Origin of the sequence: Corynebacterium sp. H78, assembly GCF_037572275.1 — a bacterium.
GTDB lineage: Bacteria > Actinomycetota > Actinomycetes > Mycobacteriales > Mycobacteriaceae > Corynebacterium.
The window spans coordinates 136,683-163,597 of record NZ_JBBHKX010000005.1; the positions used below are offsets into that span (position 1 = coordinate 136,683).

27 protein-coding genes and 1 tRNA gene are annotated in these 26,915 nt (G+C 56.5%); 14 read left to right on the forward strand and 14 right to left on the reverse strand.

Annotated features, from left to right (window positions below):
• The first annotated feature begins 202 nt into the window (after positions 1–202).
• Entirely contained in the window at positions 203–2,863 is a 2,661-nt protein-coding gene (locus WG934_RS09055; protein WP_339979923.1) for an ATP-dependent Clp protease ATP-binding subunit, read from the forward strand.
• A 35-nt stretch (positions 2,864–2,898) separates the two neighbouring features.
• Positions 2,899–3,072, forward strand: coding sequence for a hypothetical protein (locus tag WG934_RS09060; RefSeq protein WP_339979924.1), 174 nt, complete (start codon positions 2,899–2,901; stop codon positions 3,070–3,072).
• Positions 3,073–3,079: 7 nt separating this feature from the next.
• Here WG934_RS09060 and WG934_RS09065 read toward each other — a convergent pair whose 3' ends face one another.
• Complete coding sequence (locus tag WG934_RS09065) at positions 3,080–4,312, reverse strand: lipase family protein (protein ID WP_339989835.1); 1,233 nt, start codon at positions 4,310–4,312, stop codon at positions 3,080–3,082.
• Positions 4,313–4,342: 30 nt separating this feature from the next.
• On the reverse strand, positions 4,343–5,176 hold the full coding sequence (locus WG934_RS09070) for an A/G-specific adenine glycosylase (RefSeq protein ID WP_339989836.1): 834 nt from the start codon (positions 5,174–5,176) through the stop codon (positions 4,343–4,345).
• Positions 5,177–5,253: 77 nt separating this feature from the next.
• On the opposite strand from WG934_RS09070, the gene WG934_RS09075 reads away from it, so the two are divergent.
• Complete coding sequence (locus WG934_RS09075; RefSeq protein WP_339979927.1) at positions 5,254–5,877, forward strand: carbonic anhydrase; 624 nt, start codon at positions 5,254–5,256, stop codon at positions 5,875–5,877.
• A gap of 4 nt (positions 5,878–5,881) precedes the next feature.
• Complete coding sequence (locus tag WG934_RS09080) at positions 5,882–6,541, forward strand: hypothetical protein (RefSeq protein ID WP_339979928.1); 660 nt, start codon at positions 5,882–5,884, stop codon at positions 6,539–6,541.
• 3 nt (positions 6,542–6,544) lie between these two features.
• On the opposite strand, the gene disA is transcribed toward WG934_RS09080, so the two are convergent.
• From disA to WG934_RS09095, 3 genes are all read right to left on the reverse strand, one after another.
• A complete protein-coding gene (gene disA, locus WG934_RS09085; protein ID WP_339979929.1) occupies positions 6,545–7,600 on the reverse strand; it encodes a DNA integrity scanning diadenylate cyclase DisA in 1,056 nt (351 codons plus the stop codon).
• 64 nt (positions 7,601–7,664) lie between these two features.
• A complete protein-coding gene (radA, locus tag WG934_RS09090; protein ID WP_339979930.1) occupies positions 7,665–9,095 on the reverse strand; it encodes a DNA repair protein RadA in 1,431 nt (476 codons plus the stop codon).
• A gap of 107 nt (positions 9,096–9,202) precedes the next feature.
• Positions 9,203–9,952: a hypothetical protein gene (locus WG934_RS09095; RefSeq protein ID WP_339979931.1), complete on the reverse strand. Its 750-nt coding sequence runs from the start codon at positions 9,950–9,952 to the stop codon at positions 9,203–9,205.
• 146 nt (positions 9,953–10,098) lie between these two features.
• Here WG934_RS09095 and WG934_RS09100 point away from each other — a divergent pair, with 146 nt between their 5' ends.
• The 3 genes from WG934_RS09100 to rlmB all read left to right on the forward strand — a co-directional run bounded on the left by WG934_RS09100 (position 10,099) and on the right by rlmB (position 13,198).
• Complete coding sequence (locus WG934_RS09100) at positions 10,099–10,668, forward strand: CarD family transcriptional regulator (protein ID WP_339989837.1); 570 nt, start codon at positions 10,099–10,101, stop codon at positions 10,666–10,668.
• A gap of 74 nt (positions 10,669–10,742) precedes the next feature.
• Positions 10,743–12,155, forward strand: coding sequence for a cysteine--tRNA ligase (cysS, locus tag WG934_RS09105; RefSeq protein ID WP_339989838.1), 1,413 nt, complete (start codon positions 10,743–10,745; stop codon positions 12,153–12,155).
• Between the two features lie 86 nt (positions 12,156–12,241).
• Complete coding sequence (gene rlmB / locus WG934_RS09110; protein WP_339989839.1) at positions 12,242–13,198, forward strand: 23S rRNA (guanosine(2251)-2'-O)-methyltransferase RlmB; 957 nt, start codon at positions 12,242–12,244, stop codon at positions 13,196–13,198.
• 74 nt (positions 13,199–13,272) lie between these two features.
• On the opposite strand, the gene WG934_RS09115 is transcribed toward rlmB, so the two are convergent.
• The 3 genes from WG934_RS09115 to WG934_RS09125 are packed head-to-tail and all read right to left on the reverse strand — an operon-like array spanning position 13,273 to position 15,835.
• The gene (locus WG934_RS09115; protein ID WP_339989840.1) at positions 13,273–14,172 is read right to left on the reverse strand and encodes a metal ABC transporter permease; all 900 of its coding nucleotides are present in this window, start codon (positions 14,170–14,172) and stop codon (positions 13,273–13,275) included.
• Positions 14,173–14,871, reverse strand: coding sequence for a metal ABC transporter ATP-binding protein (locus tag WG934_RS09120; RefSeq protein WP_339989841.1), 699 nt, complete (start codon positions 14,869–14,871; stop codon positions 14,173–14,175).
• A gap of 1 nt (position 14,872) precedes the next feature.
• Positions 14,873–15,835, reverse strand: a complete 963-nt coding sequence (locus tag WG934_RS09125) for a metal ABC transporter solute-binding protein, Zn/Mn family (RefSeq protein ID WP_339989842.1) — start codon at positions 15,833–15,835, stop codon at positions 14,873–14,875.
• Between the two features lie 138 nt (positions 15,836–15,973).
• On the opposite strand from WG934_RS09125, the gene WG934_RS09130 reads away from it, so the two are divergent.
• On the forward strand, positions 15,974–17,125 hold the full coding sequence (locus WG934_RS09130) for a LacI family DNA-binding transcriptional regulator (protein WP_339989843.1): 1,152 nt from the start codon (positions 15,974–15,976) through the stop codon (positions 17,123–17,125).
• 111 nt (positions 17,126–17,236) lie between these two features.
• Positions 17,237–17,794 carry a flavin reductase family protein gene (locus tag WG934_RS09135; RefSeq protein WP_339979942.1) on the forward strand — a complete coding sequence of 186 codons (558 nt, stop codon included), beginning with the start codon at positions 17,237–17,239 and terminating at the stop codon, positions 17,792–17,794.
• A 45-nt stretch (positions 17,795–17,839) separates the two neighbouring features.
• Here WG934_RS09135 and WG934_RS09140 read toward each other — a convergent pair whose 3' ends face one another.
• The 3 genes from WG934_RS09140 to thrE form a co-directional block, all read right to left on the reverse strand.
• Complete coding sequence (locus tag WG934_RS09140) at positions 17,840–18,313, reverse strand: hypothetical protein (RefSeq protein ID WP_339989844.1); 474 nt, start codon at positions 18,311–18,313, stop codon at positions 17,840–17,842.
• A 3-nt stretch (positions 18,314–18,316) separates the two neighbouring features.
• On the reverse strand, positions 18,317–18,652 hold the full coding sequence (locus WG934_RS09145; protein ID WP_339979945.1) for a hypothetical protein: 336 nt from the start codon (positions 18,650–18,652) through the stop codon (positions 18,317–18,319).
• 148 nt (positions 18,653–18,800) lie between these two features.
• Positions 18,801–20,378: a threonine/serine exporter ThrE gene (gene thrE, locus WG934_RS09150; protein WP_339979946.1), complete on the reverse strand. Its 1,578-nt coding sequence runs from the start codon at positions 20,376–20,378 to the stop codon at positions 18,801–18,803.
• Between the two features lie 277 nt (positions 20,379–20,655).
• On the opposite strand from thrE, the gene WG934_RS09155 reads away from it, so the two are divergent.
• The 4 genes from WG934_RS09155 (at position 20,656) to WG934_RS09170 (ending at position 23,097) form a co-directional block, all read left to right on the forward strand.
• Positions 20,656–20,731, forward strand: a tRNA-Thr gene (locus WG934_RS09155).
• A gap of 223 nt (positions 20,732–20,954) precedes the next feature.
• Positions 20,955–21,644, forward strand: coding sequence for a hypothetical protein (locus WG934_RS09160; protein WP_339989846.1), 690 nt, complete (start codon positions 20,955–20,957; stop codon positions 21,642–21,644).
• Between the two features lie 109 nt (positions 21,645–21,753).
• Positions 21,754–22,158 (forward strand): arsenate reductase/protein-tyrosine-phosphatase family protein, encoded by a 405-nt coding sequence (locus WG934_RS09165; RefSeq protein ID WP_339979948.1) that lies wholly within the window; start codon positions 21,754–21,756, stop codon positions 22,156–22,158.
• Positions 22,159–22,254: 96 nt separating this feature from the next.
• On the forward strand, positions 22,255–23,097 hold the full coding sequence (locus WG934_RS09170) for a PaaI family thioesterase (protein WP_339989847.1): 843 nt from the start codon (positions 22,255–22,257) through the stop codon (positions 23,095–23,097).
• 19 nt (positions 23,098–23,116) lie between these two features.
• On the opposite strand, the gene WG934_RS09175 is transcribed toward WG934_RS09170, so the two are convergent.
• From WG934_RS09175 to WG934_RS09185, 3 genes are read right to left on the reverse strand one after another with little or no spacing between them, the layout of a single operon-like run.
• Positions 23,117–23,968, reverse strand: a complete 852-nt coding sequence (locus WG934_RS09175; RefSeq protein ID WP_339989848.1) for an alpha/beta fold hydrolase — start codon at positions 23,966–23,968, stop codon at positions 23,117–23,119.
• A 2-nt stretch (positions 23,969–23,970) separates the two neighbouring features.
• Positions 23,971–25,104 carry an esterase/lipase family protein gene (locus WG934_RS09180; protein WP_339989849.1) on the reverse strand — a complete coding sequence of 378 codons (1,134 nt, stop codon included), beginning with the start codon at positions 25,102–25,104 and terminating at the stop codon, positions 23,971–23,973.
• Positions 25,105–25,133: 29 nt separating this feature from the next.
• The gene (locus tag WG934_RS09185; RefSeq protein WP_339979952.1) at positions 25,134–25,544 is read right to left on the reverse strand and encodes an HIT family protein; all 411 of its coding nucleotides are present in this window, start codon (positions 25,542–25,544) and stop codon (positions 25,134–25,136) included.
• An 89-nt stretch (positions 25,545–25,633) separates the two neighbouring features.
• Here WG934_RS09185 and purD point away from each other — a divergent pair, with 89 nt between their 5' ends.
• Positions 25,634–26,914: a phosphoribosylamine--glycine ligase gene (purD, locus tag WG934_RS09190; protein ID WP_339989851.1), complete on the forward strand. Its 1,281-nt coding sequence runs from the start codon at positions 25,634–25,636 to the stop codon at positions 26,912–26,914.
• Position 26,915: the final 1 nt, after the last annotated feature.

A 26,915-nucleotide genomic window follows, 5' to 3' on the forward strand; every position in this document is an offset into this window, starting at 1 on the left:
CCTGCGATGTGTAAGACTGTGGCCCAACAATTGGGGTGCTTCCCTTCCAACAGGCCTTTTCGTATGACAGGCCGGGCTGTTCGCTACTGGCGTACGGTATTGAGGACTACAGATTGACGTGTCGTCGTTAAGCTGAATGGAAGCATCGGAATATCGATAATTAGACGGCAATTAAGCACGACACGTAAGTACGAGGAGAAAAATGTTCGAGAGGTTTACCGACCGTGCGCGTCGCGTCGTCGTCCTGGCGCAGGACGAGGCACGCGAACTTAACCACAACTACATCGGTACGGAGCACATTCTGCTCGGCCTGATTAGCGAGGGCGACGGTGTCGCAGCGAAGGCGCTCGAGTCAATGGGCATTTCGCTTGAGGCTGTTCGTAGCGAAGTCGTTGACATTATTGGCCGTGGCGCGCAGCCACCAAGTGGCCATATTCCTTTTACTCCCCGTGCCAAGAAGGTTCTTGAATACTCGCTGCGTGAAGCATTGCAGCTGGGCCACAAGTACATCGGTACCGAGCACATCTTGCTGGGTCTTATTCGTGAGGGCGAGGGTGTCGCAGCTCAGGTACTGGTGAAGCTTGGTGCTGATTTGCCGCGAGTTCGTCAGCAAGTTATTCAGCTTCTTAGTGGTTTCCAGGGCGATGAGTCCGATTCGTCGGCAGAGCAGCGTCCGGTTGGTGCGACGTCTGGTGCTCGCGTTCAGGACGGCAATCACCAGTCCGGTTCGTTGGTGTTGGACCAGTTCGGTCGTAACCTGACTGTCGCTGCCCGTGAGGGCAAGCTTGACCCGGTTGTTGGTCGTGAGAAGGAAATCGAGCGCATCATGCAGGTGCTCTCCCGTCGCACGAAGAACAACCCAGTCCTTATTGGTGAGCCTGGTGTCGGTAAGACCGCAGTCGTAGAGGGTCTTGCCCTCGACATTGTTAATAACCGTGTGCCAGAGATCCTGAAGGATAAGCAGCTTTACTCCTTGGACCTCGGCTCATTGGTCGCAGGTTCTCGTTACCGTGGTGACTTCGAAGAGCGCCTGAAGAAGGTCCTCAAGGAAATTAACCAGCGCGGTGACATCATTTTGTTCATCGATGAGATTCACACGCTCGTAGGCGCAGGCGCGGCAGAAGGCGCAATCGACGCAGCATCTATCCTCAAGCCAAAGCTGGCTCGTGGAGAGCTTCAGACCATCGGTGCGACCACTCTTGACGAGTACCGCAAGCACATCGAGAAGGACGCTGCCCTGGAGCGTCGTTTCCAGCCAGTCAATGTGCCAGAGCCATCCGTCGACCTGACTGTCGAGATTCTTCGTGGCCTGCGCGACAAGTACGAGCAGCATCACCGCATTTCTATTACTGACCAGGCGCTTGTTGCGGCAGCGACGCTGTCAGATCGCTACATCAACGACCGCTTCTTGCCAGATAAGGCTGTAGACCTTATCGACGAAGCCGGTGCCCGCATGCGCATCAAGCGCATGACTGCGCCGCCAGAGCTGCAGGAAATTGACGGCAAGATCGCTGACGTGCGTCGCGAGAAGGAAGCCGCAATCGATGCGCAGGACTTCGAAAAGGCTGCGGGCCTGCGTGACACCGAGCGCAAGCTGGGCGAAGAGCGCCGTGAGCGTGAGAAGAAGTGGCGTGCCGGCGAATCTGACTCCATCGCTGAAGTTGGCGAAGAGCAGATCGCAGAGGTGCTGGCTAACTGGACCGGCATTCCAGTATTCAAGCTGACCGAGGAAGAGTCCGACCGCCTGCTGCGCATGGAGGAAAACCTACACAAGCGCATCATCGGCCAGAACGAAGCTGTCGAGGCAGTGTCTCGTGCTATCCGCCGTACGCGTGCGGGTCTGAAGGATCCAAAGCGTCCATCCGGTTCGTTCATCTTCGCTGGTCCTTCTGGTGTCGGTAAGACCGAGCTGTCGAAGGCTCTTGCGGAGTTCCTCTTCGGTGAGGAAGACGCACTCATCCAGATTGACATGGGTGAATTCCACGACCGATTCACAGCATCGCGTCTCTTCGGTGCACCTCCGGGATACGTCGGCTACGAAGAAGGCGGCCAGCTGACCGAGAAGGTTCGTCGTAAGCCTTTCTCTGTGGTTCTTTTCGACGAGATCGAGAAGGCACACAAGGAGATTTACAACACCTTGCTCCAGGTTCTGGAGGATGGTCGTTTGACCGACTCCCAGGGACGTGTTGTGGACTTCAAGAACACTGTCCTGATCTTCACTTCTAACTTGGGAACGCAAGATATTTCCAAGGCCGTTGGTATGGGCTTCAGTGGCGTCGGCGAGACCGACGAAGAGGGCCAGTACAACCGCATGAAGGACAAGGTCAATGACGAGCTGAAGAAGCACTTCCGACCAGAGTTCTTGAACCGTATCGACGAAATCGTCGTGTTTAAGCAGCTGACCCAGGATGAGATTGTTCAGATGGTTGACCTGATGCTGGCTCGCGTTTCTGAGCAGCTCAAGGAAAAGCGCATCACCATGAATGTCACGGAGAAGGCAAAGAATTTGCTCGCGAAGCGTGGCTTCGATCCAGTGCTGGGTGCCCGCCCATTGCGTCGTACCATTCAGCGCGAGATCGAAGACCAGTTGTCGGAGAAGATTCTTTACGGCGAGGTCGGACTGGGTGAGACTGTCTCCATCGATGTTGACGGCTGGGATGGTGAGTCGAAGGACATCGATAAGGCAACGTTCGTGTTCAAGACCACGCCAGCTGATGGCGCAGTCGCTGAAGAAGTAGACGAGCTGAGCGGACTTGGTTCTGCTGACGGCACCATCAGCGCAGATGCAGCTGATATCGTGAGTGCAGCTGAAGATGCGACGACCAAGGCCGCTGAATCTTCGGATGAATCAACCGACAACTAGTCGGTAATTAGTCGAGAAAGCAGACGGAGCTCGCCATGGGAATTATCTTCCGCAAGAAGCAGAACATCGATAAGGACACCTGGTTGAACTACTCGGGTTCGGGTGTCTCGGGTTCGAAGCGGATTGGGCCAGTGACCCTTAATTCCCGTGGTGGCTACACCGTTCGACTAGGTAAGGGTTTGACCTTCCGCGGTCGTTGGAAGAAGTAAAAGCCTGCTAGTAATCCATTTTCTGTAGCAACCACGCGAAAGCTTCGTCTCTTGTTTTGACGAACGCCAGGCCGTGGGATCCCTCTCCGAAGTCTTCACTGATTTCGGAGTAGGTCACATCAGCGCCGGCGTCCGTCCAGCGTTGCACCATGTCTCGAGCAGGCTGGACAGGCACGATGTCGTCATGCTCATTGTGAGTAACAAAAACCGGCATTGTAGGTGCCACTCCACCGAGCTGTTGTTGCCTGACCCGATCCGCAATGGTGGAGTCAGCCAAATGCATCCCCAGTGGCCTGCCGTCACGGGTGAACGATCGCGTGTCATCATTCGCCCATTTGTTGACCGTCTCAGACACACAATCGCTTGTCGACGAGTCCACAAAGGCACGTCCCTCCGCAGACAAAATGCGGTCAAAAGCGGGACTCAACTCGGGATAGGTCGCTTCGAGTCCCGCAATGGAGTACCCGACCGCTCCTGCCAACGTCGATGACGGGATGTGCTGTGCTGTGGCGGCCAGATCCGCTGGTACGGCACCTGCGTAGACAGCCTTGATGTCTAATTCAGGCGCATACGTGGCAGCTAATTCTGCAGCAGCGGCAGCTGCCCCTCCGCCCTGAGAATAGCCAAGGATAGCCATGGGAACCTTGGCATCAGGCTCTTCGTCGTCCCGGACGTCCTTGCCGTCACGCAGCGTCAGCGCAGCGCGAGCTGCATCCAGCGTTGAATGCCCTGCGGATAGCCGGTTCATATACGGATGCGTACCGGGAGTGCCCAAGCCTTCGTAATCGACGATCATGACATCCCACCCCAACTGCAGTAACTCCTGCGACGGAGGGGTGGGCATGGCCTTGAAACGCAGCGCAATCGAGCTTGCGCAACGATCTGCCATTCCTAAAGTGCCGGGCGTGACGACGGCCAAAGGTCTCGGACCTGGCCCCGCCCATTGGGTGTCCGTCGACAACAAAGTCCCTGACACCGTCGCCGGACCACCAGTAGCTGAAGTGGAGCGGAATACCACTCGGCGTGCCTCCGCAGGTGCCACAGCGTCGAAGGTCGTGTTGGTAATGATGTGGCCGGGAGTGGCATCAACGCTGGGTACGGATGGTGCAGACGCCCCAGTCGGATCGGAATTGTCAGTGCAGGACGTCAATCCGGTCGCTGTGAGAACAGCGATGCACACACCAGCCACTGAGGATCTGAGTAGTCCTCGGGGGGACGATGAAGTGCCGAAAGGGTCCATAAGCCCAGTGTATGCGGGCAGTTGCTATTCCTATGTGGGGAGTTGAAAGAGTCCTTGATCGTTTTGCTCGGCGAGACCGTCGTCAAGCAGTGAAAACAGGGCGCGTGAACGCTGCGCAGCATCGGGCCATACAGCGTCGAGTATGGATTGTTCTACTGGTGATTCGGCAGCGCGCAGGACATCCAGCAGTTTTCCACGTACTTGGCGGTCCGTCCCTTCAAATTTCTGCACTCGACGCTTGGCTGCGGCGATCTCATGTGCGGCCGGTTCGGGCTTTCCGGCTAGAACCCATGCGCAGTTGGCAACCAATGGGCACTGCTCGCACAGCGGTGTCGTCTTGCAGACGAGCGCTCCTAACTCCATCAATGCCACAGATGTCTCTGCTGCGGAGGCGGGGTCGTCGTCAAGCAATTTCTCTACGGCATCGAGATCGGCGCGCTTGTGAGTTCCGGGCAAAAAGGTGCCCTGAACGTATCGACGGAGCACCCGACGGACGTTGATATCGACCACCGGGGTGCGCATTCCGAACGCGAATGCAGCGACTGCCCGAGCCGTGTAGTCACCTACCCCCGGAAGTGCGAGCAAATCATCAATATTTCGCGGAACCTGTCCGTTATGACGCTCGACTATGGTGGTGGCGCATTCATGGAGCCGAAGTGCACGGCGTGGGTAACCAAGCTTGCTCCACATGCGGAGCACCTCGCCTTTAGTAGCAGCTGCCAAATCTGCGGGTGTTGGCCATTTTTCCATCCATGCAACCCATGATGGGGCGACGCGAGAGACGGGCGTTTGTTGGCTCATCACCTCACTGACGAGTACTCCCCACGGTGTTGTTTCCGGTGTCCGCCACGGCAACTCGCGCATGTTTTGCCGATACCAGTGGCACAGATGGGGTAGCACGGGTTTCCTCTCTATGGGGGTAAGGGAGCACAATAGAACACATGCCACGTACTCCTGAAAATGTTTGGAAGCAGTTCCTTGAAGGCAATCGCCGTTTCATGGAAGGTAACTCTGCACACCCTAATCAAGACGTTGCCCATCGCGAAAAGCTGACCCAGGGACAGAATCCAGCGATCGTCGTGTTGGCGTGCTCGGATTCGCGCGTTCCGGTTGAGATTATCTTTGACCAGGGACTTGGCGACGTTTTTGTTATCCGCACTGCTGGTCAGATCACCGACCTATCAGTGCTGGCTTCGCTGGAGTTTGCCGTCGATGGTTTGGGCGTTTCATTGGTGTGTGTCCTCGGCCATGAATCGTGTGGTGCAGTTAAGGCTGCAACCAGCGCACTCAATGGTGGGGATATGCCAAGCGGTTTCCAGCGAGTGCTGATTGAAAAGGTCACGCCTTCGTTGCTGTGCGCTCGCAAGAGTGGCTTCGAGTCCCCTGAGGACTACGAACGCCAGCACGTCGCTGAGATCGTCGAGCATATTGTCGATCGTTCGCCGGAAATCCAGGCACGCCTCGAAGATGGCCGCGTCGGTGTCGTCGGAATGCGTTACCGTTTGTCGGATGGACGCGCCGAGACTGTCGTGACCAAGGGTGTCTCTGCTGACCCGCTAACCTAAGAGCATGACTGCTCCGTTGCCTCCAGAAATCTACCGGCGTCGCCGAGTCGCTGCGGTAGTAATCCTCGTTGTCCTCTTGCTGCTCATCGCGTGGGTAGTGAAAGCCATAACAGGTGGATCTGGTGCTGAAGAGAAGCCGGAAAACGTCGCTGCCAGCGAAAAGGTCACAGTCTCCCGGGAAGACGGCTCGGAAGTAACCTCCAAGCCAGAGGAAGAGAAGCCTTCGGAGCCGTATCCGTCGACTAGCAAAGAGCCGGAAGCGAAAGACTCCTGTGAAGCTGCGGATCTCGTTCTGACTGTGAAGGGCGACAGCCCAAATTACGGTGCGGAAGACAAGCCCGAGTTCTCGCTGACGTTGGAAAACCCAACGAAGGCGGACTGCAAGGTCAACCTGGACGAGTCCACGTTGCGCTTTGAAGTCTTTGACCTGGCTGACTACAAGCGCGTCTGGTCGGATCTGGATTGCCACGACTCTGAAGGCGCAGGGGAAGAGACCATCAAGGCCGGTGAAAAGGCCACGTTTAACGTGAAGTGGTCGCGACTTTCCTCAGCTCCAGGCAAGTGCTCGGAAGCCGATCGCCAGCAAGTCGGTGCAGGAAACTACATTGTGTACGGACTCCTCGGGGACCGAAACTCCGATCCGTACACTTTCAACCTCGGTTAGCAATTAGCCAACGTTATTTCGGTCCAGCCCCCTCCGCACGTGACGTGCCCAGAGGGGGCCTACTCCTTGAATGGCCGCAATATCATCAACTGTCGCGTCCAACAGCGCAGGTAGCGTCACGTACTTTTCGACGATCTTGGTCATCAACGCACGCTGCATCCGGGGGATACGGGACAAGGCACGGTACCCGCGTGGCGCAACCCGTTCGGCGAGTGAATCCTGATCAGCAGGGAAACCCAAAATGTGCGCGACACGGGCAATAGTGGCCAAATCTGTCTGGGGGAGAGCTGCTAGGTTTTGCTGGGCTGTGTCAATATCCACCTGGTTGGGGATACCGGATTCGCACACGAGGTAATCATCGAGCAGCAATTCCTGAACCTTGCTGTCTGCCATGAGCTCACGGAGCTGAACATCGAGCTGATGGCCGTCGGAGCCCAGTGCCACGACATCACGGTGAATTGCCGCGGAGGATCGTCGTAAAAGCTCAGTGAGGCGAATGACCTCGATGACTTCAGCTGCCGTCGCGAAGCCGGCCACCTCCGCTTGATAGAGACTTTCCTCCTCGAAATCGAGGCGTGCACTATACCGTTCCAACACCGCGAGTCCCTGGTTCGCGCGAGCCAGAATCTCAGAGGAGTCCTTCAGCATGTGGCGGTCACCATCGGCGTAGACCGTAATCATGTTCATTGACTGAGACACTGCGATCACAGGCAGCCCCGTCTGCAAGGACGTGCGCTCGGCGGACCGATGTCGCGTTCCAGACTCATCCGTCGGAAGTGATGGATCGGGAACCAGCTGCACATTCGCGCGCTTAATCCGTGGCCCAGTGGGGCCACACGACAGCACGACGGCACCGTCCATTTTGCACAGCTCGCGCAACCGAGTGGGTGAGAACGCGACATCCAACTCGAAGCCACCGTCGCAAAGTCGCGCCACAGTGTCGTCGAAACCCAGCACAATAAGAGCGCCCGTCCGGCCACGTTTGATGCGTTCCAGGCCATCGCGAATCGGGGTGCCCGGGGCGAGCTCTTTCAGTAGATCTTGGTTAATCGAAGTCATGGTGATTCCTGGGTTCGTCGTAAAGCGTCGTAAGGCGTCGTAAAGAATGGTCGATGTCGTCCGTTTAGTCGTCCATTGTCAACCCCAGTTGCAGCGCTTCACCGATGTGCCTCGCCTCCAACAACTTCATACCGGCCGGGCCCGTCGAGCCTTTCGGCACCAATGCGCTGCGGAAGCCCATGCGCTGAGCCTCGCGCAATCGGCGCTCCATATCGGGGACGCGTCGCAGTTCGCCGGCCAGGCCGAGCTCGCCCAGCACCACCATTTTGTCGCGCACAGTCCTCTTGCTTGTCGACGACGCCACCGCCAGCGCCACCGCCAAGTCTGCCGAAGGCTCCTGCAGAGACATGCCACCGACGGTACTGACGTACAGCTCCTTCTTTGGCAGTGACTTCAAACGCCCGTGTTCCGTCAACACTGCTGCGATCATAGGTACGCGACGCACATCAAGTCCCGATACATTACGACGCGGATTGTGTGCTTCAGAATCGACCACGAGGCCTTGCACTTCGGCGAGCAGCGGACGGCGCCCGTCCATGGCGACGGTGATGGCGGTACCCGGCGCAGGCGTGCGATGGTGTAGGAACAAGCCAGAAGGGTCGGTCACTTCACGGATGCCTTCTGACGTTTGCTCAAAACAGCCCACTTCGTCTGTGGTACCGAAGCGATTCTTCAGGCCGCGGAGGAAACGTAGCCCAGAATGACGGTCACCTTCGAAGTTCAAGACGACGTCGACGAGGTGTTCCATCGTGCGTGGGCCCGCGACGTTGCCGTCTTTAGTGACGTGGCCAACGAGGAATACTGCCGTTCCTGTCTCTTTTGCCAGCGAGGTCAGCGCAGCCGTGACAGCACGCGCTTGAGCGACACCGCCACGAGTGCCCTCGATATCGGCTGCTTGCATAGTTTGGACAGAGTCGACGACGAGCAGCCCCGGTCTGGTTGTCAAGGTTTGCGAGATAATTGCACCTATATCGGTTTCTGCAGCGAGCAGCAGCTTGTCGCTGAGCGCACCCGTTCGTTCGGCGCGCAGGCGAACCTGCCCGACTGATTCTTCGCCAGTGACGTACAGCGTCGGGCCCAAATCTGAGGTGGCGCACCGGTATGCGACTTCAAGTAGGAGAGTGGATTTGCCGACACCGGGTTCGCCGGCAAGCAGAACAACAGATCCAGGCACTATTCCTGTGCCAAGCACTCGATCAAGCTCGCTGATCCCCGTGCGAATCGCCTGTGAGGCGGTTGCGCTAATGCCCGTGATGGGTTGGGCTGCGTGGCTTGCTACCAAGCCCTGAGCGGAGGATCTGAGTACATTTCCTGCGACACTGACTGCTGAGGTACTGCGTTTCCCAGACTTACTCGTCGCAGACGCAGCCTTCATATGTGGCAGAACTGGGACTTCTTCCAGCGTGCCCCATTCTTTGCACGATGGGCACTGTCCCACCCATTTCGATACTTGCCAGCTACAGGCGGAGCATTGGAAGACGGTGTCCTTCGCCACTAGGTACTCCTAAGAAATGAAGAAGCAGCAACCGGTCAACTGTTTCCCAGTCGATCGATTGCTGCTGGTTGCATCAAGTCAGCTGCATAAGGCCGTGGGGCCTTTAACTACTGAGGGGTTGCCTCTGCTTCAGGAGCGGCAGACTCAGACTCGGATGCAGCAGCATCCTTCTCTTCGCCAGCCTTGTCGTCCTTCTTAGCGTCCTTCTTTTCGTTCTTAGTCATGCCGTCGTCGTTGCGGTCCATCTGACCAGCTTCAGCGATCTCAGCAGAAACGGTAACGAACAGCTCAATCTTCTCTTCGCCCTTAGGGCCGTCGAAAGTGAAGGTAACGTTGCGGTTCTCGCCCGAAGCGCTCATGGTGTCGTTCACGAGCTTTTCAGCGTCCAGGTCGTTAGACATGTAGACGACACAAGCAGCGTTCTTCTCGACGCCCTCGGACATCATCTTGATGGAGTCCTGCGAATCTGCAATAAGGGAGCAGTTACGTGGGATTTCCTTGTCGCCCTTAGCGAGCTTCTTGTACGTTTCCGACTCGCCATCCTTCGTCAGGTTAGCTTCGCCGATGCCATCAATTTCCACCTTCTTCAAGGTGTAGGTCGCGTCGTTTGCGCGCTCCTGGTTGATAGCAGAGAACTTCAGGGCTGCCTTGCCATCTTCAGGATTAACCAGGATGTGAGCATCGCGAATAGCAACGCCACCTGGGTTGGATTCCTGAGGATTCTGAGCACCATCGACTGCTGCAACCTGGTTAGCGGTCTGGGAAATCTGGCCCGCGCCACAAGCTGTGAGGGCGACTGCAGAAGCGGTGGCAACGGTTACCAGGGCACCGCGGCGAAGAACCGACTTGGGGGTCATAACTACGTTTCCTCCATCATCTTGAGGATTGGGGAATGCTGCTGAAGGACTAGCTTAGCCTCTTCATAGGATGCTCTCATACTACCGTCATTCGTGTGGGGGGACATGATAGGGTGGAAGGCCGTTGAAAGGGGCGTGTTCACTACATGGATTTCAAGGTCGGCGACACCGTTGTTTACCCACATCATGGCGCTGCGAAAATTGAGGGAATTTTCGAACGCGAGCTAAACGGAGAGGTTGTTCAGTATCTGGATCTTCAGATTCTGCAGAGTGACCTCAACATTAAGGTGCCAGCTAAAAATGCTGAGCTCGTTGGTGTTCGCGATGTCGTTGGCGAAGAAGGCCTGTTGAAGGTGTTCTCAGTCCTGCGTGAAACCGACGTTGAAGAAGCTGGCAACTGGTCGCGTCGTTACAAGGCAAACCAGGAGCGCCTCGGCTCTGGCGACATTAATAAGGTTGCTGAGGTAGTCCGCGACTTGTGGCGTCGTGATCAGGATCGCGGTCTCTCCGCTGGCGAGAAGCGTATGTTGAGCAAGGCTCGCCAGGTTCTTGTCGGTGAACTGGCGCTTGCAGATGGCGTGGATGACGCGAAGACTGAAGAGCTCTTCTCCCGCATCGAAGCAACCATTGAGCGACACAAGTCGGTTGCAGATGAGTCGACGGAAGAGGAAAAGAAGCCTGCGGCACCCGAGCTCGTTGACCTGGACGAAGAGTAGCCCTCTCTTAAAAGGCGTGCCCGTTACCTACGGGTACGTCTTACACACGTCTTGCTCCAGCTAGACTCAAAGACGTGACTTTCAAGATTTTCGATACCGCCACCCGCACACTGCACGATTTCGTGCCAATTCGACCAGGTCATGCGTCGATTTATCTGTGTGGAGCTACGCCACAGGCGCAGCCACATATCGGCCACGTGCGTTCCGGTGTGGCGTTCGATATTTTGCGTCGCTGGCTTATCGCCAGTGGTCTCGACGTGGCGTTCGTTCGCAATGTCACGGACATCGACGACAAAATCTTGACTAAAGCTGCGGAACACGGTCGCCCCTGGTGGGAATGGGTTTCCACTTACGAACGTGAATTCACCTGGGCTTACGATCAACTTGGTGTATTGCCACCAAGCGTTGAGCCGCGCGCAACTGGTCATGTCACCCAAATGGTGCAGTACATGCAGCGGCTGATGGATAACGGTTTTGCTTACGACGTCGACGGTTCGGTGTACTTCGACGTTGCTGCATGGGATGCAGCGGAAGGCAGCGACTACGGTTCGTTGTCTGGCAACCGAATCGAAGAGATGGAGCAAGGCGAGCCGGATTCTCCAGGCAAGCGCGGTCCACATGATTTCGCGTTGTGGAAGGCTGCGAAGCCAGGTGAACCATCGTGGCCTACCCCGTGGGGTGATGGCCGTCCAGGCTGGCACCTCGAATGCTCTGCAATGGCGACGTATTACTTGGGCTCAGAATTCGATATTCACTGCGGTGGTCTGGATTTGCAGTTCCCGCATCACGAAAACGAGATTGCTCAGTCACATGCAGCCGGTGACGGTTTCGCTCGCTACTGGATGCACAACCACTGGGTAACCATGGCTGGTGAAAAGATGTCGAAGTCGTTGGGCAATGTTCTGTCGGTGCCACATATCTTGACGCTGGTACGTCCAGTTGAGCTTCGCTACTACCTGGGAAGCGCTCACTACCGTTCTGTCCTTGAGTACTCCGAAGAGGCATTGCAGGAGGCCGCAGCAGGTTATCGCCGAATCGAGTCTTTCTTGCACCGGACTCAGGAAAAGCTGTCCGCAAACGGTGACATTGCCATCGGTTCTTGGACTCGGGCATTTGAGGCTGCAATGAACGAGGACCTGGCTGTACCTCGAGCGTTGGCCGAGATTCACAATGCTGTGCGCGAAGGTAACCAAGCACTTGCCGACGGCGACGTTGAAAAACTGCGCACTGTGGCGGAATCAGTTCGGGGCATGACTTCGGCGTTGGGCGTCGATCCGCTCTCGGAGAAGTGGGTAAGCGCTGGTAGCAGCGATGACAAGGCTATGCATGCCTTGGGCGTGCTGGTTGATCATCAGCTGGAAGAACGCAAGAATGCACGTGCAGAAAAGAACTGGGCAGTTGCCGATGCCGTGCGTGATCGTCTGAAAGAAGCCGGGGTTACTGTCACGGATACCTCAGATGGAGCTTCCTGGTCGTTGTCCGAGTAGTGTTTCTACAGTCTTTTACATGAGCTGAAACACGAGTTTTCTGAACACACCATGTTGAGCGAATCGACTTCAAAGGAATTGAGCTAATGCCAGGTAATTCACGTAGGCAAGGTGGTGTCCGCAAGACATCGAAGAAGCCTGCATCAAAGGGCACAGGTGGCCACAAGCGCGGGTTGCGTGGCAAGGGGCCAACTCCAAAGGCTGAAGATCGTGTGTATCACGCAGCTCATAAGCGTGCGCAAGAGCAGCGTCGACGCGCTCAGGGGCGTCATCAGAAGGATTCTGATGGCACGGAGCTCGTTGTAGGTCGTAATCCAGTTGTTGAGTGCCTGCATGCAAAGGTTCCGGCTGCGATGCTGGTCGTGGCGTTGGGCACGGATAACGACGACCGCTTGCAGGAAGCCGTTCGCATCGCCAATTCGCGTGGCATTCCTATCCAGGAAGTAGCGCGCCATGAGCTCGACCGTATGACCGGCAACTCCCTGCATCAGGGTATTGGTTTGCAGATTCCTCCGTACAAGTACCAGGAAGTTGAAGACCTTATTGATTCGGTCAAAGCCACCGGTGAAGCTGGGTTGATTGTTTGCCTCGACAACATCACTGATCCTCGCAACCTCGGTGCTGTGATTCGTTCGTCTGCGGCTTTCGGTGGGCACGGTGTGGTTATCCCGGCTCGTCGTTCTGCGGCGGTGACAGGTGTGGCGTGGCGTACCTCGGCAGGTACTGCAGCTCGTCTGCCAGTTGCTCGGGCAACAAATATGGTGCGTGCGCTGAAGCAATTCCAGAAGGCGGGATACCAAGTTGTTGGTCTAGATGCCGGCGGTGACCATACGCTGGATACTTACGACGGCACGACCCCGACGGTTGTCGTTGTCGGCTCTGAGGGCAAGGGGTTGTCCCGTCTCGTCCGTGAAACGTGCGACACCATCATGTCGATTCCGATGGCCTCGTGGGTTGAATCCCTCAACGCATCGGTGGCTGCAGGTGTGACGCTCAATGAATTCGCTCGGCAGCGTCGAGTAAAGAAAGCTAGCACGAAGTAAGCAGAAGTAAGAACAAGAAAATCCGCGATCATCCCCAAAAGAAATCGCGGATTTTGTCATTTTCCAGGTAAAGTCTATGCCTCGCCACAGGTGGGGCACGTAGTTTCCCAACGCTGGGCATTCACGAGGTCCTTCGATGCCTTCTTGGATCGCTGCCAACCAATCACCCGGCAGACGAGGTAGATGATGAACGACAGCGTCGTCACGAAAACGCTAACTGGTAGACCGGGTGCCAGGGACAGAATTACGCCCCCGACTGCAGCGACCTCTGCGAAGATGATCGACAGCACAACTGCCATCCTCGGCGATGCCGTGACGTGTGCAGCTGCAGCTCCAGGCGTGATGACCAAAGAAATGATCAGCAAAGCGCCCACGATCTGAACGCCTTGCGACGCTACCAAGCCGGTCAGCACCGCAAAGAGAATCGCCATCGCCCGAATGTTGATACCAGAGGCTGCGGCCATGACAGGGTCGGCAGAGGCGTACAACAAGGGCTTCCACAAGAATGCGACGGCGGCAATGACAACCACCGTGATAGCGGCAAGGAGATATAACGAGTTGTCGGTGATGCCGACGATCTGGCCGGTCAGCAGCGAAAATGCGGTGTTCGAGCGACCGGGATACAGGTGGATAAACAGCACGGATAGGCCCATGCCGAAACTCAGCACGACACCAACAATGGCATCCTGTCCGCCACGCATGCCAAGGATCGCCAGCACAACCGCCGCGAGCACGGACCCAACGACCGCACCGCCTCCGACCGAAAAGCCTGTCAGCAAAGCTGCTGACGCACCCATGAGCGCCAGTTCGCTCGTGCCGTGAACGGTGAAGCTCATCCGGCGCATCACTACCAATGGCGTAATTACGCCCGATACTAAACCCAGCAGTGCTGCTGCGATGATTGCGGTCTGAACAAAGCTGACAGAGATGAGATCTTGGGTGTCAGTAAACCACGTTGCGAGATCGGGGAGCATCTATGCCACCACCAGTTTTCCGTTAAGTTCCGCAACGGTGATATCCGTGCGGTAGAGGTCAGACAGTGTTTCTGATGTCATGATGTCCGCAACTGGGCCAACACGATGCCCGTGTGGGGTGATGTACAAAACTCGGTCGCAGTACTCCAGAATCGGGTTGATCCCGTGAGTAACAAAGACGACAGCGGTGTCGTGCTGGCGACGTCGATCGTCGAGAAGCTGCACCGCCGATTTCTGCGCGGCGGGGTCGAGGCTGAGGAGGGGCTCGTCGCACAGCAAAATCGCGGGATTGGACACTAGCGCCTGAGCCTGACGAACCAGCTGCTGTTGACCGCCGGACAACGTGCCTACCCGCTGCGTCGCGATGCCCGTCGCTCCAACCGTGCGGAGTGCCTCGGCTACTTCCTCCGAAACTTTACGACGACCCAATGCCCTGGACGCGGCAAGCTCGACGAGGTCGCGGACGCGCATGGGCAAGTCCGGGTCAAACATGTGCTGTTGTGGGATATAACCAATTTTCCCTTGCACTGAAACGGAACCAGCAGTGAGTTTCCGCTGCCCAAGAGCAACGTTTAACAGGGTGGATTTACCGACACCATTGGGGCCGAGGACGGCGATAAATTCGCCAGGTTCAACCGTGAGGTTGAGATTGGACCACAGTGGTGACACTGCAGCTCCAGTGAAAGAGAGAACTGGCAAGTTACTTTTGCTCCAATTCGTCAAGAGTCGCGTCGTAAAGATCGAAGTAGCTCTGGCCCTGCGCTGGGGATTCGTACACATTCACAATACGTATTCCCTTTGCTTTTGCTGCCTCCAGAATTCGCTCGCTGACCTGATCGTGAGTCTGAGGTGCGTCGATGAGGAAGTCCAAGTCGCCAGATTCAATCAGTTTAAGCATCTCGTTGACATCGGCTGCACTCGGCTCGGACTCGTTCAGCGTTGAGGCTCGGTAGCCCTTCGGGGTGAGGTCGTGGATCTTGGTATCGCTGATGATGTCATCAGCCAATGGATGAACTTGAGCAGTCTTGGCAGCGGGGAGCTTATCCTGGCGCCTTTCAATGTCGTCCATCTTCTTGACGACGGCATCGTCTGATAGGTTCAGCTCTTTCGCCAATTGCTCAGCGACATTTTTCACAGCGGTGGTCGAGTACCAAATGTGCTCGTTGACTTCGTTCTCGTGGTCATGGCCTTCATGACCTGTTTCTGCTTCGTGGTTGTGTTCGGCGTCATGATCAACATCATGTTCAGCGTCATGATCAGCGTCGTGTTCAGCGACAGGGGCAAGCGCGGAGATAATGACTTGCTCACCCTGATCGGACGCTGCGGACGTTAGCCACGCGTCGTAATGCCCACCACCAGCAACAAGAATGTCTGCCTTTTCGACCGTGGCCATATCTGCGGCAGTTGGCTGGTAAGAATGCGGGTCAATATCGTTCGATTCGATGATCGGAGTGACCTCGATGTCTTTTGCGTCGCCGACGACCTCTTTAGCAATGTCAGTCCACACGTTAGTGGAGGTGACAATCTTGATGGAATCCTGACTGTCATCGCTTTCTGTCGCCTGATTGTCCGAAGAGCATGCGGTGGCAGAAAAAACTAAGCCAGTTGTGGTAGCGACTGCGTAGAACGTGGTACGCAGTCGCGAGGAGAAAGCGTTTGTCATATCAGCATCCTAAACCCTTTTGAAAACGATTTTCAATCTGTGGGTGAGTGATCTTGGACAGCCCCGGCTGGGAGAGCGTTGTGAAGCACAGGTTTTCATCCACTGCCGGTTTCGACAAGTGACGGTAAGTTAAACCACGTGAGTAATGAAGCTTCCGCTGGTATTCCCAAGAAGAAGCGACGCCGGGGCACCCTGGCCTCGATCGCAGCAGAATTGGGTATTTCGCGTACCTCTGTCTCTAATGCTTATAACCGACCTGACCAGTTGTCGGACGAGCTGCGGGAGCGAATTATGGCTACTGCGGACAAGCTCGGTTACCCAGGCCCAGATCCGATGGCGCGGTCACTGCGAACCCGCAAAGTCGGCGCGATGGGTGTGCTGTTCACAGAGCAGCTGTCCTTCGCATTCGAAGACCCTGCATCGACTGATTTCTTGGCTGGATTGTCCGAAGCGCTCGGTGAACGCGGCGAGTCTATGGTGGTTATCCCCGCAGCCTCTACCGGCGGTGAAGGCGACGTGCGGGCGCTGAACATGATCCGGCGCGCGCTCGTCGATAAGTTCGTGGTGTATTCAGTGGCTGAGAATGATCCATTCTTGAAGTCCGTGATGGAACGCGAGCTGCCCACGGTGATTTGCGATCAGCCGACGAACGTCGAGGAATTGCCGTTTGTGGGAATCGACGATCGCGAGGCAATCAAACCAGCCGTCCGGCACCTGCTGGAGCTTGGGCATAGGAAGATCGGTATTCTTTCGGTTCGTCTATCCCGGGTGCGTAACGACGGTCCGGTAGAGCGCGAGCGTTTGGACAATGCGCATCACCACGTGCAGAAATTCCGTGTAGAAGGTGCTCTGGATGCGCTGGCAGAGGCAGGCATCGAGTTTGCAGAAGTCCCGATTATCGAGCGCCATCTTAATAATCGCGAAAACAACATGGATGCGGCACGAGAATTGTTGGAAGCTCATCCAGATCTCACCGCAGTGGTGTGTACGACAGATACGCAGGCCTTGGGAGTGATGAATTACTGCCGGGAAGAGGGAATTCGGATCCCCGAGGACCTCTCGGTTACGGGCTTTGACGGTATTCAGCTCGCACGGGTGCTGGGTGTAACGACGGTTTCGCAGCCAAACAAGGACAAAGGCCGCGAGGTTGGTCGCATGTTGGTGAACTCCGACGACGATGGAAACGGAACTACACCGGCCATTCGACGGATCTTGCCAACGGAGTTTATTCCTGGCAAGACGACGGCCGCGCCCCGTGAGACTGAGACGATGGGACAGCTGCAGGGCTAACGGCACGGGCAGCGACTCAGTAGGACAGCCGCGAAGAGAAGTCGATAGGTAAACTTCCGGAAGGTTCACTCTGACGGTCGAACAAAAGTGAAGGCAGGTAAAGTTCCGCATATGAGCAACTCTGATGGCGCCTTGCAGCCAACGTCTGATTTCGATGAACTGGCTATTCGCCGGGCACTAAGCGAGTTCGCCACCGGAGTAACCATTGTCGCAACCCATGATGGCGAGCCTGTCGGTTTTGCCTGCCAGTCGTTCTCGTCGCTTAGCTTGGAACCGCCATTGGTGCTGTTTACTGTGATGAAGTCATCGCAGTCGTGGCCACGGATCAAAGCGACGGGGCGTTTTTCTGTCAGCGTATTGACAGAAGATCAACAAGGGCTGTCGACAGCGTTTGGCCGTCGCAGCCCCAATAAGTTCGAACACGGAACCTGGGCAATGACGGATCTGGGTAACCCAGTTTTGGATGATTGTGCAGTGTGGTTCGATTGCACGCTCGATACCGTGCACGAAGCCGGTGACCATTTCATTGTGGTGGGAGCGTTGAAGACTATTGGTCGTCGTGACGCTGCGAAGCCACTCATTTACCACCGCGGTTCGTACGCGAGGGTAGTGGCTGCAGGTGCGGATGCGCCGAACGAGCAGAAGTGGCGCCAGCGTCCTTCTGTATAGCTGAATCACTGTCTAGTGCGCTGTGGTACTTAAAACCGGCCGGTACTAGTCCGTGCGTAGCAGCCCCGCCCAGCCGGCTGGTGCTTCGCCGGCAGTCGGCTTTTCCACGCGGGCGAAGCGCACAGAATTATCATTCGCATCGAAGGTGTATTCACCATCGAGCTGGGCAAACAAGCGGTCTACGAATGTTTGCATCGCAGGAGAACACTTACGCTGCAGCTGCGGTTCCGGCTTGTCGACGACCGCCGCCTCGCCACGCCAGTCCACCTCACCAGTGGCAGTGCCACACTGGCTGGTGACCGTGTACGTGCGTCCGCCGAAGGTGATCATCGGAGGGATAGCATTTTCCGGCGCAGCGGTGGGCAGTGCCGGGTCATCGTAGACATGCGTCACCTGAATTTCCCGGCCAACGAACTGTGCCTGGCCCTGCGCGCTACATCCGGCAACGCTGAGAATAGTCGCGACACCGAGACACACTGATGCGACGGAAAATCTCGTGGAACGGCGCAGCAGTCGCATGTATTAGGCCTTCTTGGCCGTCTTCTTTGCAGCCTTTTTGGTGGCCTTTTTCGCTGTCTTCTTAGCGGTCTTCTTCGTGGCCTTCTTGGCCGTCTTCTTGGTGGACTTACGAGTGCGCTTCGTAGTCTTTGGAGCGTTTTCCTTCAGGTACTCGTCATGTACCTTCTTGTAGCTCAGGCCCTCCGGCTCAACACCAAGCATGCACATCAAAGTGACGCAATCGTGAAAGTCATCCGAGAACGTAGCTACGATCCGTCGAGCCCCCGCTGCAGTCTTTTCCTCCACTTTGTGTAGGGCTTCATTCTGGGCAGAACGAGTGTCAGTGACCTTAGGTGGCACGAATCCTCCTGTGTGGCGGCCTCAACGGCGAAAAGTGCGCGCATAACCACGAAATGTCAAAATCTCCGTCGCGCGCAGGAGCGGGCAAGCGACCGGCCGGCGTGGTCGAGTACCCATGCAGAAACTTCAGTGTACCAGTGTAAGGCCGTTACCTATCTGTCGCTTCCTTCGCTCCGCCCTTGAATCGGAACGGTGCGCTACGCAGTGGGCGCCTCTTTGGCTTTACGACGGCACCTCGGACCCTTTTACCTCGATTCCACTTCGGGCGCTTCAACTCACCATCGCGGGTCAGTGCGCGTGGGCGACGAAGCTGGCGAGCAATCCATTCGCCCAATACAACGCCAGCAGCCAGTGCCGTAGCGATGCCGAGTGCGGAGGCTAGGGAGGCAAAACCCATCAGTGGCTCGTCGTGAAGCAAAGCGTGTAGACCACGGTAAATGGACATGCCAGGTAAGAACGGGGTGATGCCTGCGATTGCGGTGATCAATGGCGGAATGGACGAACGGCGGGCAAGCAAACCACCCGCGAGGCCAACCAGGGTTGCTGCTACGCCAGCGGCGGAAGCAGGATGGAAGCCGGCGGGGAGCAGGACGAGGTAGTAGACCAGCGAGCCAAGTAACGCAGTGATGCCGGAGGCGGATAATGCCTTCGGTCCCGCATTGGATGCCACAGCGAACCCAAGGCTGGCGGCAGTGCCGGCGAAGACACGGACCGTTGATTCGGTGAACGTGGGGTCAGGGGCTGCTTGGAAAGCTGGAAGAGAGATGCCGAGATAAGCCGACAATTCCAATCCCAGCGCAATACCAGCGATGATGCCGCCGGTTAACAACATCGTGTCGAAGAACCGTGCTGACCCGGTGACTGGAGCCCCCGTCATTCCATCCTGGAGTGACTGAACCAGCGTGAGGCCGGCAAGCATCACAATGATGCCCGAGGCAATAATTCGGCCCGGCTGCACCTCAAATCCCAGAGTTCCCTGGATGGCATAAAGAGAGGTCGCGGAGATCGTTGCAATGAAACCGCCCGCCGCATTTTGGAAGAACATAGGCAGGCCACGGGCGCTCAGCTCGCCGATGACAACGACAATGGCGAGTGTGACGAAAGCGGCGATCGTCGCAACGCCCAACGATGCTCCAAGTAGCAGTGAGACCGACGCGGCGAGCAGGGCCCAACCCAGATAAATAATGCGCAGCCGGTAGAGCGAGGGTGCGTCTTCAATTTCTTCGGCACGAACCGTCGCATCTTCCAGAGAAATCTGACCGCCGCGGATCTGGCGCATGAGACGGTCAGTCTGGCGTAGTCGCTCGAAATTGGGCACTGGGGTATCAACCACCCGCATTGCCGTAATCGGGGTACGGCGCGCACCAATGAGGTGGTACACCGTCACCGAGGTCAACGTGATGTCGACCTGCACTCGGGTCAGGCCATATGCAGCAGTAACAGCCTTGATCTGAAGAACCGTGTCGTTATTCGGGGAGCCACACGCGAGGAGGAGGCCACCGATGCGGGCTGCCAAGTCCAATACAGCCGTCACCTGGTCGGGATCGGTGTAATCGATCGGCGCTAGCGGAAGTGGCGTTTGGGTGGAGTGAACGAGGTCAACGGTCGATCGGGTGCCTGACCACATCTGCGACCAACTACTACGGACGCGTACTGCGAAGGAAGGGGTGGTTCCGTCGTCATCCGTGCTTGCGGATGTTTCCGCGCCTGGCTCAATGGTTGCCATAAATATCGTCCACCTTGGTCTTTCAACCGTACTTCCCGACGGTATTCGTGCACACTCTGATGCGACTCTATACCTTTGTGGCAAATCTTCTATACGTGCTGTTCAGTATGGGTAAACGTGAGGGACAAGGGAAGTGGCTTTACGACGGAGCGTCGTCAAGCGCACGGCAGATTTTAGTCTTTGCGATTCAGTTATGTATCATCCCCGGTTAGCGATAACTTGTCGTGCCCTCGTACCCGGTTGACTCCTCGTACAGGGCGCTGTTGTGTCGCTGGATGCCGGAATGGCGCAATTGGTAGCGCAACCGCCTTGTAAGCGGTAGGTTGTGGGTTCGAGTCCCATTTCCGGCTCCATATAACCAGGTCAGGGAAGTTTCCCGGCCTGGTTTTCTTTTCTGTGGGGAAGGCTGTGCCTTGCATTGCGGGCGGTATTCGCCCTGGTGAGAGACGCACTGCTGAATTAAGGCCCACTGGACAACATCTGTAACTTTGGTAACTTCCGTAACAGTAGTTCACAATCTGTCCATTTTTAGGTACATTTGGCGGTGTTGATACGGCTATTGAGAGGAGCAGTATCGTGTTTTTCGCTCGCAAGGTTTCCCGCCCAGTGGTCGCAGCCGTCGCTGCTACCGCATGCTTGACCTTTTCAGGGGCCACCGCCGGTGTGGCCGTAGCAGAACCTGCACCCGCGGATGCGCCTGCTTCGTCGTCGGCTACAGCTCCAACGTCGCTCGGGTTGGGTTCCCTGGATTCCCTGAATTTCAACTTCGCGCTTTTCCATGCGCTGTTCCCGAATTTCTTTGCAAGCAAGGACATCAAGGCACCTACTCCATCCCGTCCGGTCCCAGTACGTCCGTCGCCGTCAGCTCCTGCTGAGCCGCAACCTAACGACGGTTCTCCTCAGTCGCCAATAGTCTTGCAGGGTGATTTTGCTGATGTTGCGGGAGAGCGAGTTCTCGTTTGCGCAACTGGTAATGGTGCAGGGATTAGTCACGTTGGTGTGACTGAATCGCCAGGAGCGCCAGAAGGGGACACGCAGCGAGATGCAGCGAAACTGTGCTCGACTGCCTACCGTGTGATGGGCGCTCTGCTGGCTAGCGATATGGATAATGCGCCAGGTCATGAGGGAATTTTGGCCCGGGATCACCGCTTTGATGCTGGCGGCCCAGCCGAGTGTAAGCCTGCTGGCGAAGCAACGCTGCGGTGCGAGACCTCAGAAGGTCCGCTGGTCACAATCTGGTCGGTCGCTCACGAGGGTGCTAACTAGAGGCCAACTCGTCGTCAACTACGCACTGACTCTGACGAGGCACGGCTGACCAGGCAGGGAAACTGTGTAAACCTCTGCCACGTGGGTCAATTGCGCCTATCATGTGACCATGACCGAAGTTCTTTTTGTCAGCGGAAGCAACATGGGTTTGTCACGCATTGCGGAGGGGCTTGTTCGTCATAATGCTCCGCACATTCACGCCATGTCGGCTGGTATCGATGTGGATGACGATGACCGTGGCATCGACGAAGATGCGCGTATGGCGCTTTCCGAAGTTGGCGCGCGGTGCGATGGGGACCCGTCACAGCTCACGCCGTCACTTGCGGACAAGGCCGATTTGGTCGTAGTGCTGGGCGACATTGATGTTTCTGAGTTCGTGCCGCCTGAGGTGGAGGTTATCCGCTGGGAGTACGAAGATCCGAAAGACAACGGCATCGATGGTATCCAGCGTTACCGAATCCTTCGTGATGATTTGCTGGGCAAAATCCGTCGTCTTGAAAAGTCGCTGTCCTAGGCATTATGTGGCGACACAGAGAATCTTTGGAAAAATGGCTGCTATGGAGTGTTGCACGTTCGACGGAAAGTGACGCAAAGCCTAGAGTTGCTAAGTATGAATTCAGAATCGCTGAAGAAGCAACTCACTCGGAAGTTTGAAGATACTTTTGCAACTCCCGAGGGCTTCAAGAGGTTCTTGAATATTTGGCCACCTCTCGCTGCATCGGGTATTAGGGTCACAGATGTGGCAGACGATTGGTCGTATGGCCGATTGGAGTTGCGCCTTAATAGGCTCAACGCCAATATTCATGGCGCTGCGTTTGGTGGCTCACTCTATGCCATGACTGATGTGCTCTTCGGCGCACTCGTGATGTTTAGGCTTGGTCTCCGGGATTGGGAAGCCTGGACGCGTACTGGCTCTTTCGAATACATTCGCCCTGGCGCTCGTGGCGCGTATTTGGAAGTAGAAATCACAGATGAGTTGGTAGAGCGTATTCACCGCGAAACTGAGGGCGGGTATTCCACCGTCATCGATTACACCTCGGTGGTTCGTGACAAAGACGGTGGCGTTGTTGGGATCGGTCAACAGGATCTGTACGTTCGTCGTCGCAGCAAGACCAAGCCACCCGCAAATCCTGCGCAGCTTGAGCAAGTGTCCGGCGAGAACCTCATTGCCGCTGCCCGAACACTTGCGCGTCTTGGTATGCGTGACGATGAACACCGTCAGCGCTTGGTCGAACACGAACGTGTTGCCCGTCGCTGTATTGCTCCTGAAGCGCGCGCCGTCGCGTGGTTGCAGGGAGTGCTGGCTTTAGGGCACGTGACATTCGAGGACTATCAGGCAGCTGGATTGCCGCCGGTAGTTTTGGAAGCTTTGACCTCCGAGGCTCCATCGCGGGCAGCTCGGCAGTTGATCGCGCAGGTTGCGGAAGCGCGCGAATCCTTGGATAAGTACTAGCGCCGATCGGTCGCGCTCACTAGTCGTCCGAATGCAGAATGCGGGCGACTAGATCAATGATCTCTGGGTGGCTCGGCTGTAGGGGATGCCTGACACCATGACCGAGTTCTTTTTCAAGAACGAGTGTGGTGGCACCGGGCATCTCAATCGGAGAGTGCGCGCGCAGGGCAGACGTCGCTGGAACAATGCCGTCTTCATAGGAAACAATGTCGTACCAGTGTGGGAATGAAGAATCGGCATCGACATCGATTGCGTACTGCCACGTTTCCGGTGAATCCCACATGGTGTTGTCGCCCATCAACATGATCTCACCCAGCGACTCCCCAATAATCGCTTGCGAAAAGAACCCGCGTAAGGCTTTACGGGGACGGGGCACTCCACGGTGAGTACCGGAAATAGCGATGGCTGTGCGAATTGACCCTCGGGGCAAAGCTTCGACCATGCTATCTGGGCCGTTGCCATACATTGCAGCGACCATCCATCCGATAAGCATGCCCCCTTGGGAATGCCCGACGAGGTCTACCCGCTTCGCACCTGTCTTTCGCAATACCTCATGGACAACGTCCGTCACTTCACCGTAGGACTGAGAAATTCCACTCGTGCCTCGTGCGCCAAATGTTGGCACAGCTACTTGTCGCCCCTCGGCCATCAGTCTCTCTGCCAAATGCTCCCAACATCCACCATTGGCGATAGTTCCATGCAACATCACGACAGGTACTTCCGACGTACCAGTCTGTGTCTCTGGTGGTTGCCAATTCTCGTCAAGAATAGTGCCGGCAGCGACACTGCCTCTGGGAGGAACCAACAAGATGAATGGTTCACCCCGCTTGCGTGCTGCAAGTGCCGACGTAAAAACACGGGGAAACAACATGTCTAGCTCTCAAACTGCTGCTTATTGAGGGTGTCGATGTCTGGCACTTCGTCGTCAAGCATGAACGTGGTGGCGCTGAACGGAACGTTTACCAGCTTGAACAGGGCTTCACGGACGAGCGAGCGCACCCGAACATCAGACACCATGTGCTCGTGGAGTACCACGGACTGTGGAAAACGTTCTTGCACGAAGATGTTCTCGATGGCACCGGTATCGCCATCATCAAGGAAGCATGAGGTTGGTGGGTAAATCAGTTGGTCTGTTTTGGACGCAATGCATGTGTATGTCACGCCGGGTGCAGTGATATCACGACTCATCGTCGAATCGAACACCATCTTCGATCCTGTCAGCTGCTCCAGCCCGGAGATGCCCCAGTAGTTCTGTACGAATGAGCTCATCAAGTTGCGGGTCCACGGGATACGGATAAGACCCGACACCACTCCGCCTAACGACGTCCCGTGATTCGGAGCAGCCAAACACACCACATGCTTGGTTTTGGAAGGAATACGCAAGGAAAGGAGAGTTGACAGCAAACCACCTTGCGAATGGCCAACAAGAATCACACTGTGACCGCCGGTGGCATGCATGACAGCGTGAATGTAAGCCAGCAACTGGTCAAGCGACTGAGATAGTGGTCCGGACGCACGGAAGCCATAATCTGGAGCGAAGACTGCCCAACCGTCGCTGCGCAGTTCAGTACCGAGATCTTGCCAAACGCTTTTGGAGTTGCCAGTACCGTGGATCAGAATGACCGGCCACGGGCGGTCCGGGGTGACTTTTGCGCGCCAGTCATCCTCGAAAACACCACGCAGCGGGCGAAACGCAGCGTACGGAGTTTTCGACGACGACTCTCCCACACCGTCTGCGCTTCCTTCTTCTGGGGCAGGCTCCACGCCGGCCTTTGGAAGATCAGCGTGAGTGAGACTGTCCGCTGAATCTGCAAGGCTCTGACGATAACGGGCAGCGCCTTCAGGGAACAACGTGGGCATTTGCGAGCCCAAAAGCTGGTGCAGCTGTGCACGCACAGAATCTAAGCGAGGATGCGACGCAGTCAACTTATCCGTTGCGTCATCCGCGCTTGGCTGTTCAGTGGGGTCATTCGTGTCAGTGGCGTCAGTCGTTGAATCGTCGCTCATACGCGATGGCTCCCGAATGCTGATTCTTGCTAACCGAGCTCCTGAGTACCCAGAATCTCACGGAGCTTGTTGGCGGCCTCATCCAGAGCAGCTGGATCTGGATTACGGTCGACCGTTTCCAAGTTATACCCATGCATATCCCACGCCGGGAAAACATGAATGTGCGCGTGTGGCACTTCGAAGCCAGCGATGAGGTAACCAGCGCGAGGCGCGTCAAATGCTTCGATTACTGCTCGGCCCACCATCTGTGCAACCTCGTTCATATGAGCTAGCAGCTTTGGTGGAATGTCAGTCCAGCGGTCGATTTCTTCGACTGGAATGATCAACGTGTGGCCCGAGGAAATAGGCTCGATGGTAAGGAAGGCAACTACCTGCTCATCGCGGTAGATAAAGCGGCCCGGTAGTTCTCCATTAATGATCTTTGTAAACACGGTGCTCATGTCGCCCAGCGTATCCCGAACTGCGGATCGGTGGCGTGCGAAATGGGGGAATGGTCAGGTAATCCAGCTCTGCCGATATGATGGACTGCATGCGCATCCTGGTTATTGGCAACGGTGCTCGCGAGCACGCCCTCCTCTACGCAATGAGTAAAGACCCACAGGTCACCGAGCTGCATGTCGCTCCCGGTAATGCCGGCATGTCCAAGCTTGCAACGATGCATTCTCTGAAGGTCGATGATCCTGCAGCAGCAACTGCACTGGCCCAGGAGGTCCAGGCGGATCTTGTCATCGTTGGTCCAGAAGTTCCTCTCGTCGCAGGTGTAGCCGACGCGCTGCGTGCTGCGGGTTTCCCTGTCTTCGGGCCAAATGCAGACGCAGCTCGTATCGAAGGCTCCAAGGCATTCGCCAAGGATGTGATGGCTGCAGCAGGTGTGAAGACCGCACACGCAGAAGCTATCCAACCTGGTGCCGCAACGGAAGAAATCGAAGCTGCTATCGATCGTTTCGGACCAACGTGGGTGGTCAAGGATGACGGTTTGGCTGCAGGTAAGGGCGTCGTCGTCACGCCAGAGCGTACGGAGGCCATCGAGCATGCCAAGGCCGTGCTCGAGGGTGGTAACCCGGTGCTGCTGGAATCGTTTTTGGATGGTCCAGAAGTCTCGCTTTTCTGCCTGGTTGATGGCGAGACTGTGGTGCCATTGATTCCGGCGCAGGACCACAAGCGGGTTGGCGAAGGTGACACTGGTCCAAACACTGGTGGCATGGGTGCTTATGCGCCACTGCCGTGGTTGCCAGAAGGCGCCGTGCAGAAGATTGTGGACGAAGTGTGCCAGCCAGTCGCTTTGGAAATGGTCAAGCGCGGTTGCCCATTCCAGGGTCTCCTGTACGCAGGTCTGGCGTGGGGCAAGGACGGCATTGCTGTTGTCGAATTCAACTGCCGTTTCGGCGACCCGGAGACGCAGGCAGTGTTGGCACTTTTGGAATCTCCATTGGCTCAGGCGCTGCACGCTGCTGCGACGGGTACTCTTGCAGACTTCCCGGAGCTGAAGTGGCGCGAAGGCTACGCCCTGACGGTCGTGCTGGCCTCCGAAGGATACCCAGTGACATCTCGCACCGGTGATGTGATCGAGGGTGCGGAGCCAGGTCGCGAAGACGATGGCATTTTGCACGCTGGTACCGCTCTTGACGACGGCGGCCGTGTGGTCTCTGCTGGTGGTCGAGTGCTGAACTTCGTGGGTGTCGGTGACACTTTGGAAGCAGCTCGCGAGCAGGCATATGCAACTTTGAAGACAGTAGAGCTCGAAGGTTCGCACTTCCGTGGCGATATCGCCCTGCCAGCTGTTGAGGGTCGCATTTCAATTCCGGAATAGG

Coding starts and splice junctions, on each gene's coding strand:
- WG934_RS09055 (WP_339979923.1), top strand. CDS start 203: ATGTTCGAGAGGTTTACCGACCGTGCGCGTCGCGTCGTCGTCCTGGCG.
- WG934_RS09060 (WP_339979924.1), top strand. CDS start 2,899: ATGGGAATTATCTTCCGCAAGAAGCAGAACATCGATAAGGACACCTGG.
- WG934_RS09065 (WP_339989835.1), bottom strand. CDS start 4,312: ATGGACCCTTTCGGCACTTCATCGTCCCCCCGAGGACTACTCAGATCC.
- WG934_RS09070 (WP_339989836.1), bottom strand. CDS start 5,176: ATGCGCGAGTTGCCGTGGCGGACACCGGAAACAACACCGTGGGGAGTA.
- WG934_RS09075 (WP_339979927.1), top strand. CDS start 5,254: ATGCCACGTACTCCTGAAAATGTTTGGAAGCAGTTCCTTGAAGGCAAT.
- WG934_RS09080 (WP_339979928.1), top strand. CDS start 5,882: ATGACTGCTCCGTTGCCTCCAGAAATCTACCGGCGTCGCCGAGTCGCT.
- disA (WP_339979929.1), bottom strand. CDS start 7,600: ATGACTTCGATTAACCAAGATCTACTGAAAGAGCTCGCCCCGGGCACC.
- WG934_RS09095 (WP_339979931.1), bottom strand. CDS start 9,952: ATGACCCCCAAGTCGGTTCTTCGCCGCGGTGCCCTGGTAACCGTTGCC.
- WG934_RS09100 (WP_339989837.1), top strand. CDS start 10,099: ATGGATTTCAAGGTCGGCGACACCGTTGTTTACCCACATCATGGCGCT.
- rlmB (WP_339989839.1), top strand. CDS start 12,242: ATGCCAGGTAATTCACGTAGGCAAGGTGGTGTCCGCAAGACATCGAAG.
- WG934_RS09115 (WP_339989840.1), bottom strand. CDS start 14,172: ATGCTCCCCGATCTCGCAACGTGGTTTACTGACACCCAAGATCTCATC.
- WG934_RS09125 (WP_339989842.1), bottom strand. CDS start 15,835: ATGACAAACGCTTTCTCCTCGCGACTGCGTACCACGTTCTACGCAGTC.
- WG934_RS09135 (WP_339979942.1), top strand. CDS start 17,237: ATGAGCAACTCTGATGGCGCCTTGCAGCCAACGTCTGATTTCGATGAA.
- WG934_RS09140 (WP_339989844.1), bottom strand. CDS start 18,313: ATGCGACTGCTGCGCCGTTCCACGAGATTTTCCGTCGCATCAGTGTGT.
- thrE (WP_339979946.1), bottom strand. CDS start 20,378: ATGGCAACCATTGAGCCAGGCGCGGAAACATCCGCAAGCACGGATGAC.
- WG934_RS09165 (WP_339979948.1), top strand. CDS start 21,754: ATGACCGAAGTTCTTTTTGTCAGCGGAAGCAACATGGGTTTGTCACGC.
- WG934_RS09170 (WP_339989847.1), top strand. CDS start 22,255: ATGAATTCAGAATCGCTGAAGAAGCAACTCACTCGGAAGTTTGAAGAT.
- WG934_RS09175 (WP_339989848.1), bottom strand. CDS start 23,968: ATGTTGTTTCCCCGTGTTTTTACGTCGGCACTTGCAGCACGCAAGCGG.
- WG934_RS09180 (WP_339989849.1), bottom strand. CDS start 25,104: ATGAGCGACGATTCAACGACTGACGCCACTGACACGAATGACCCCACT.
- WG934_RS09185 (WP_339979952.1), bottom strand. CDS start 25,544: ATGAGCACCGTGTTTACAAAGATCATTAATGGAGAACTACCGGGCCGC.
- purD (WP_339989851.1), top strand. CDS start 25,634: ATGCGCATCCTGGTTATTGGCAACGGTGCTCGCGAGCACGCCCTCCTC.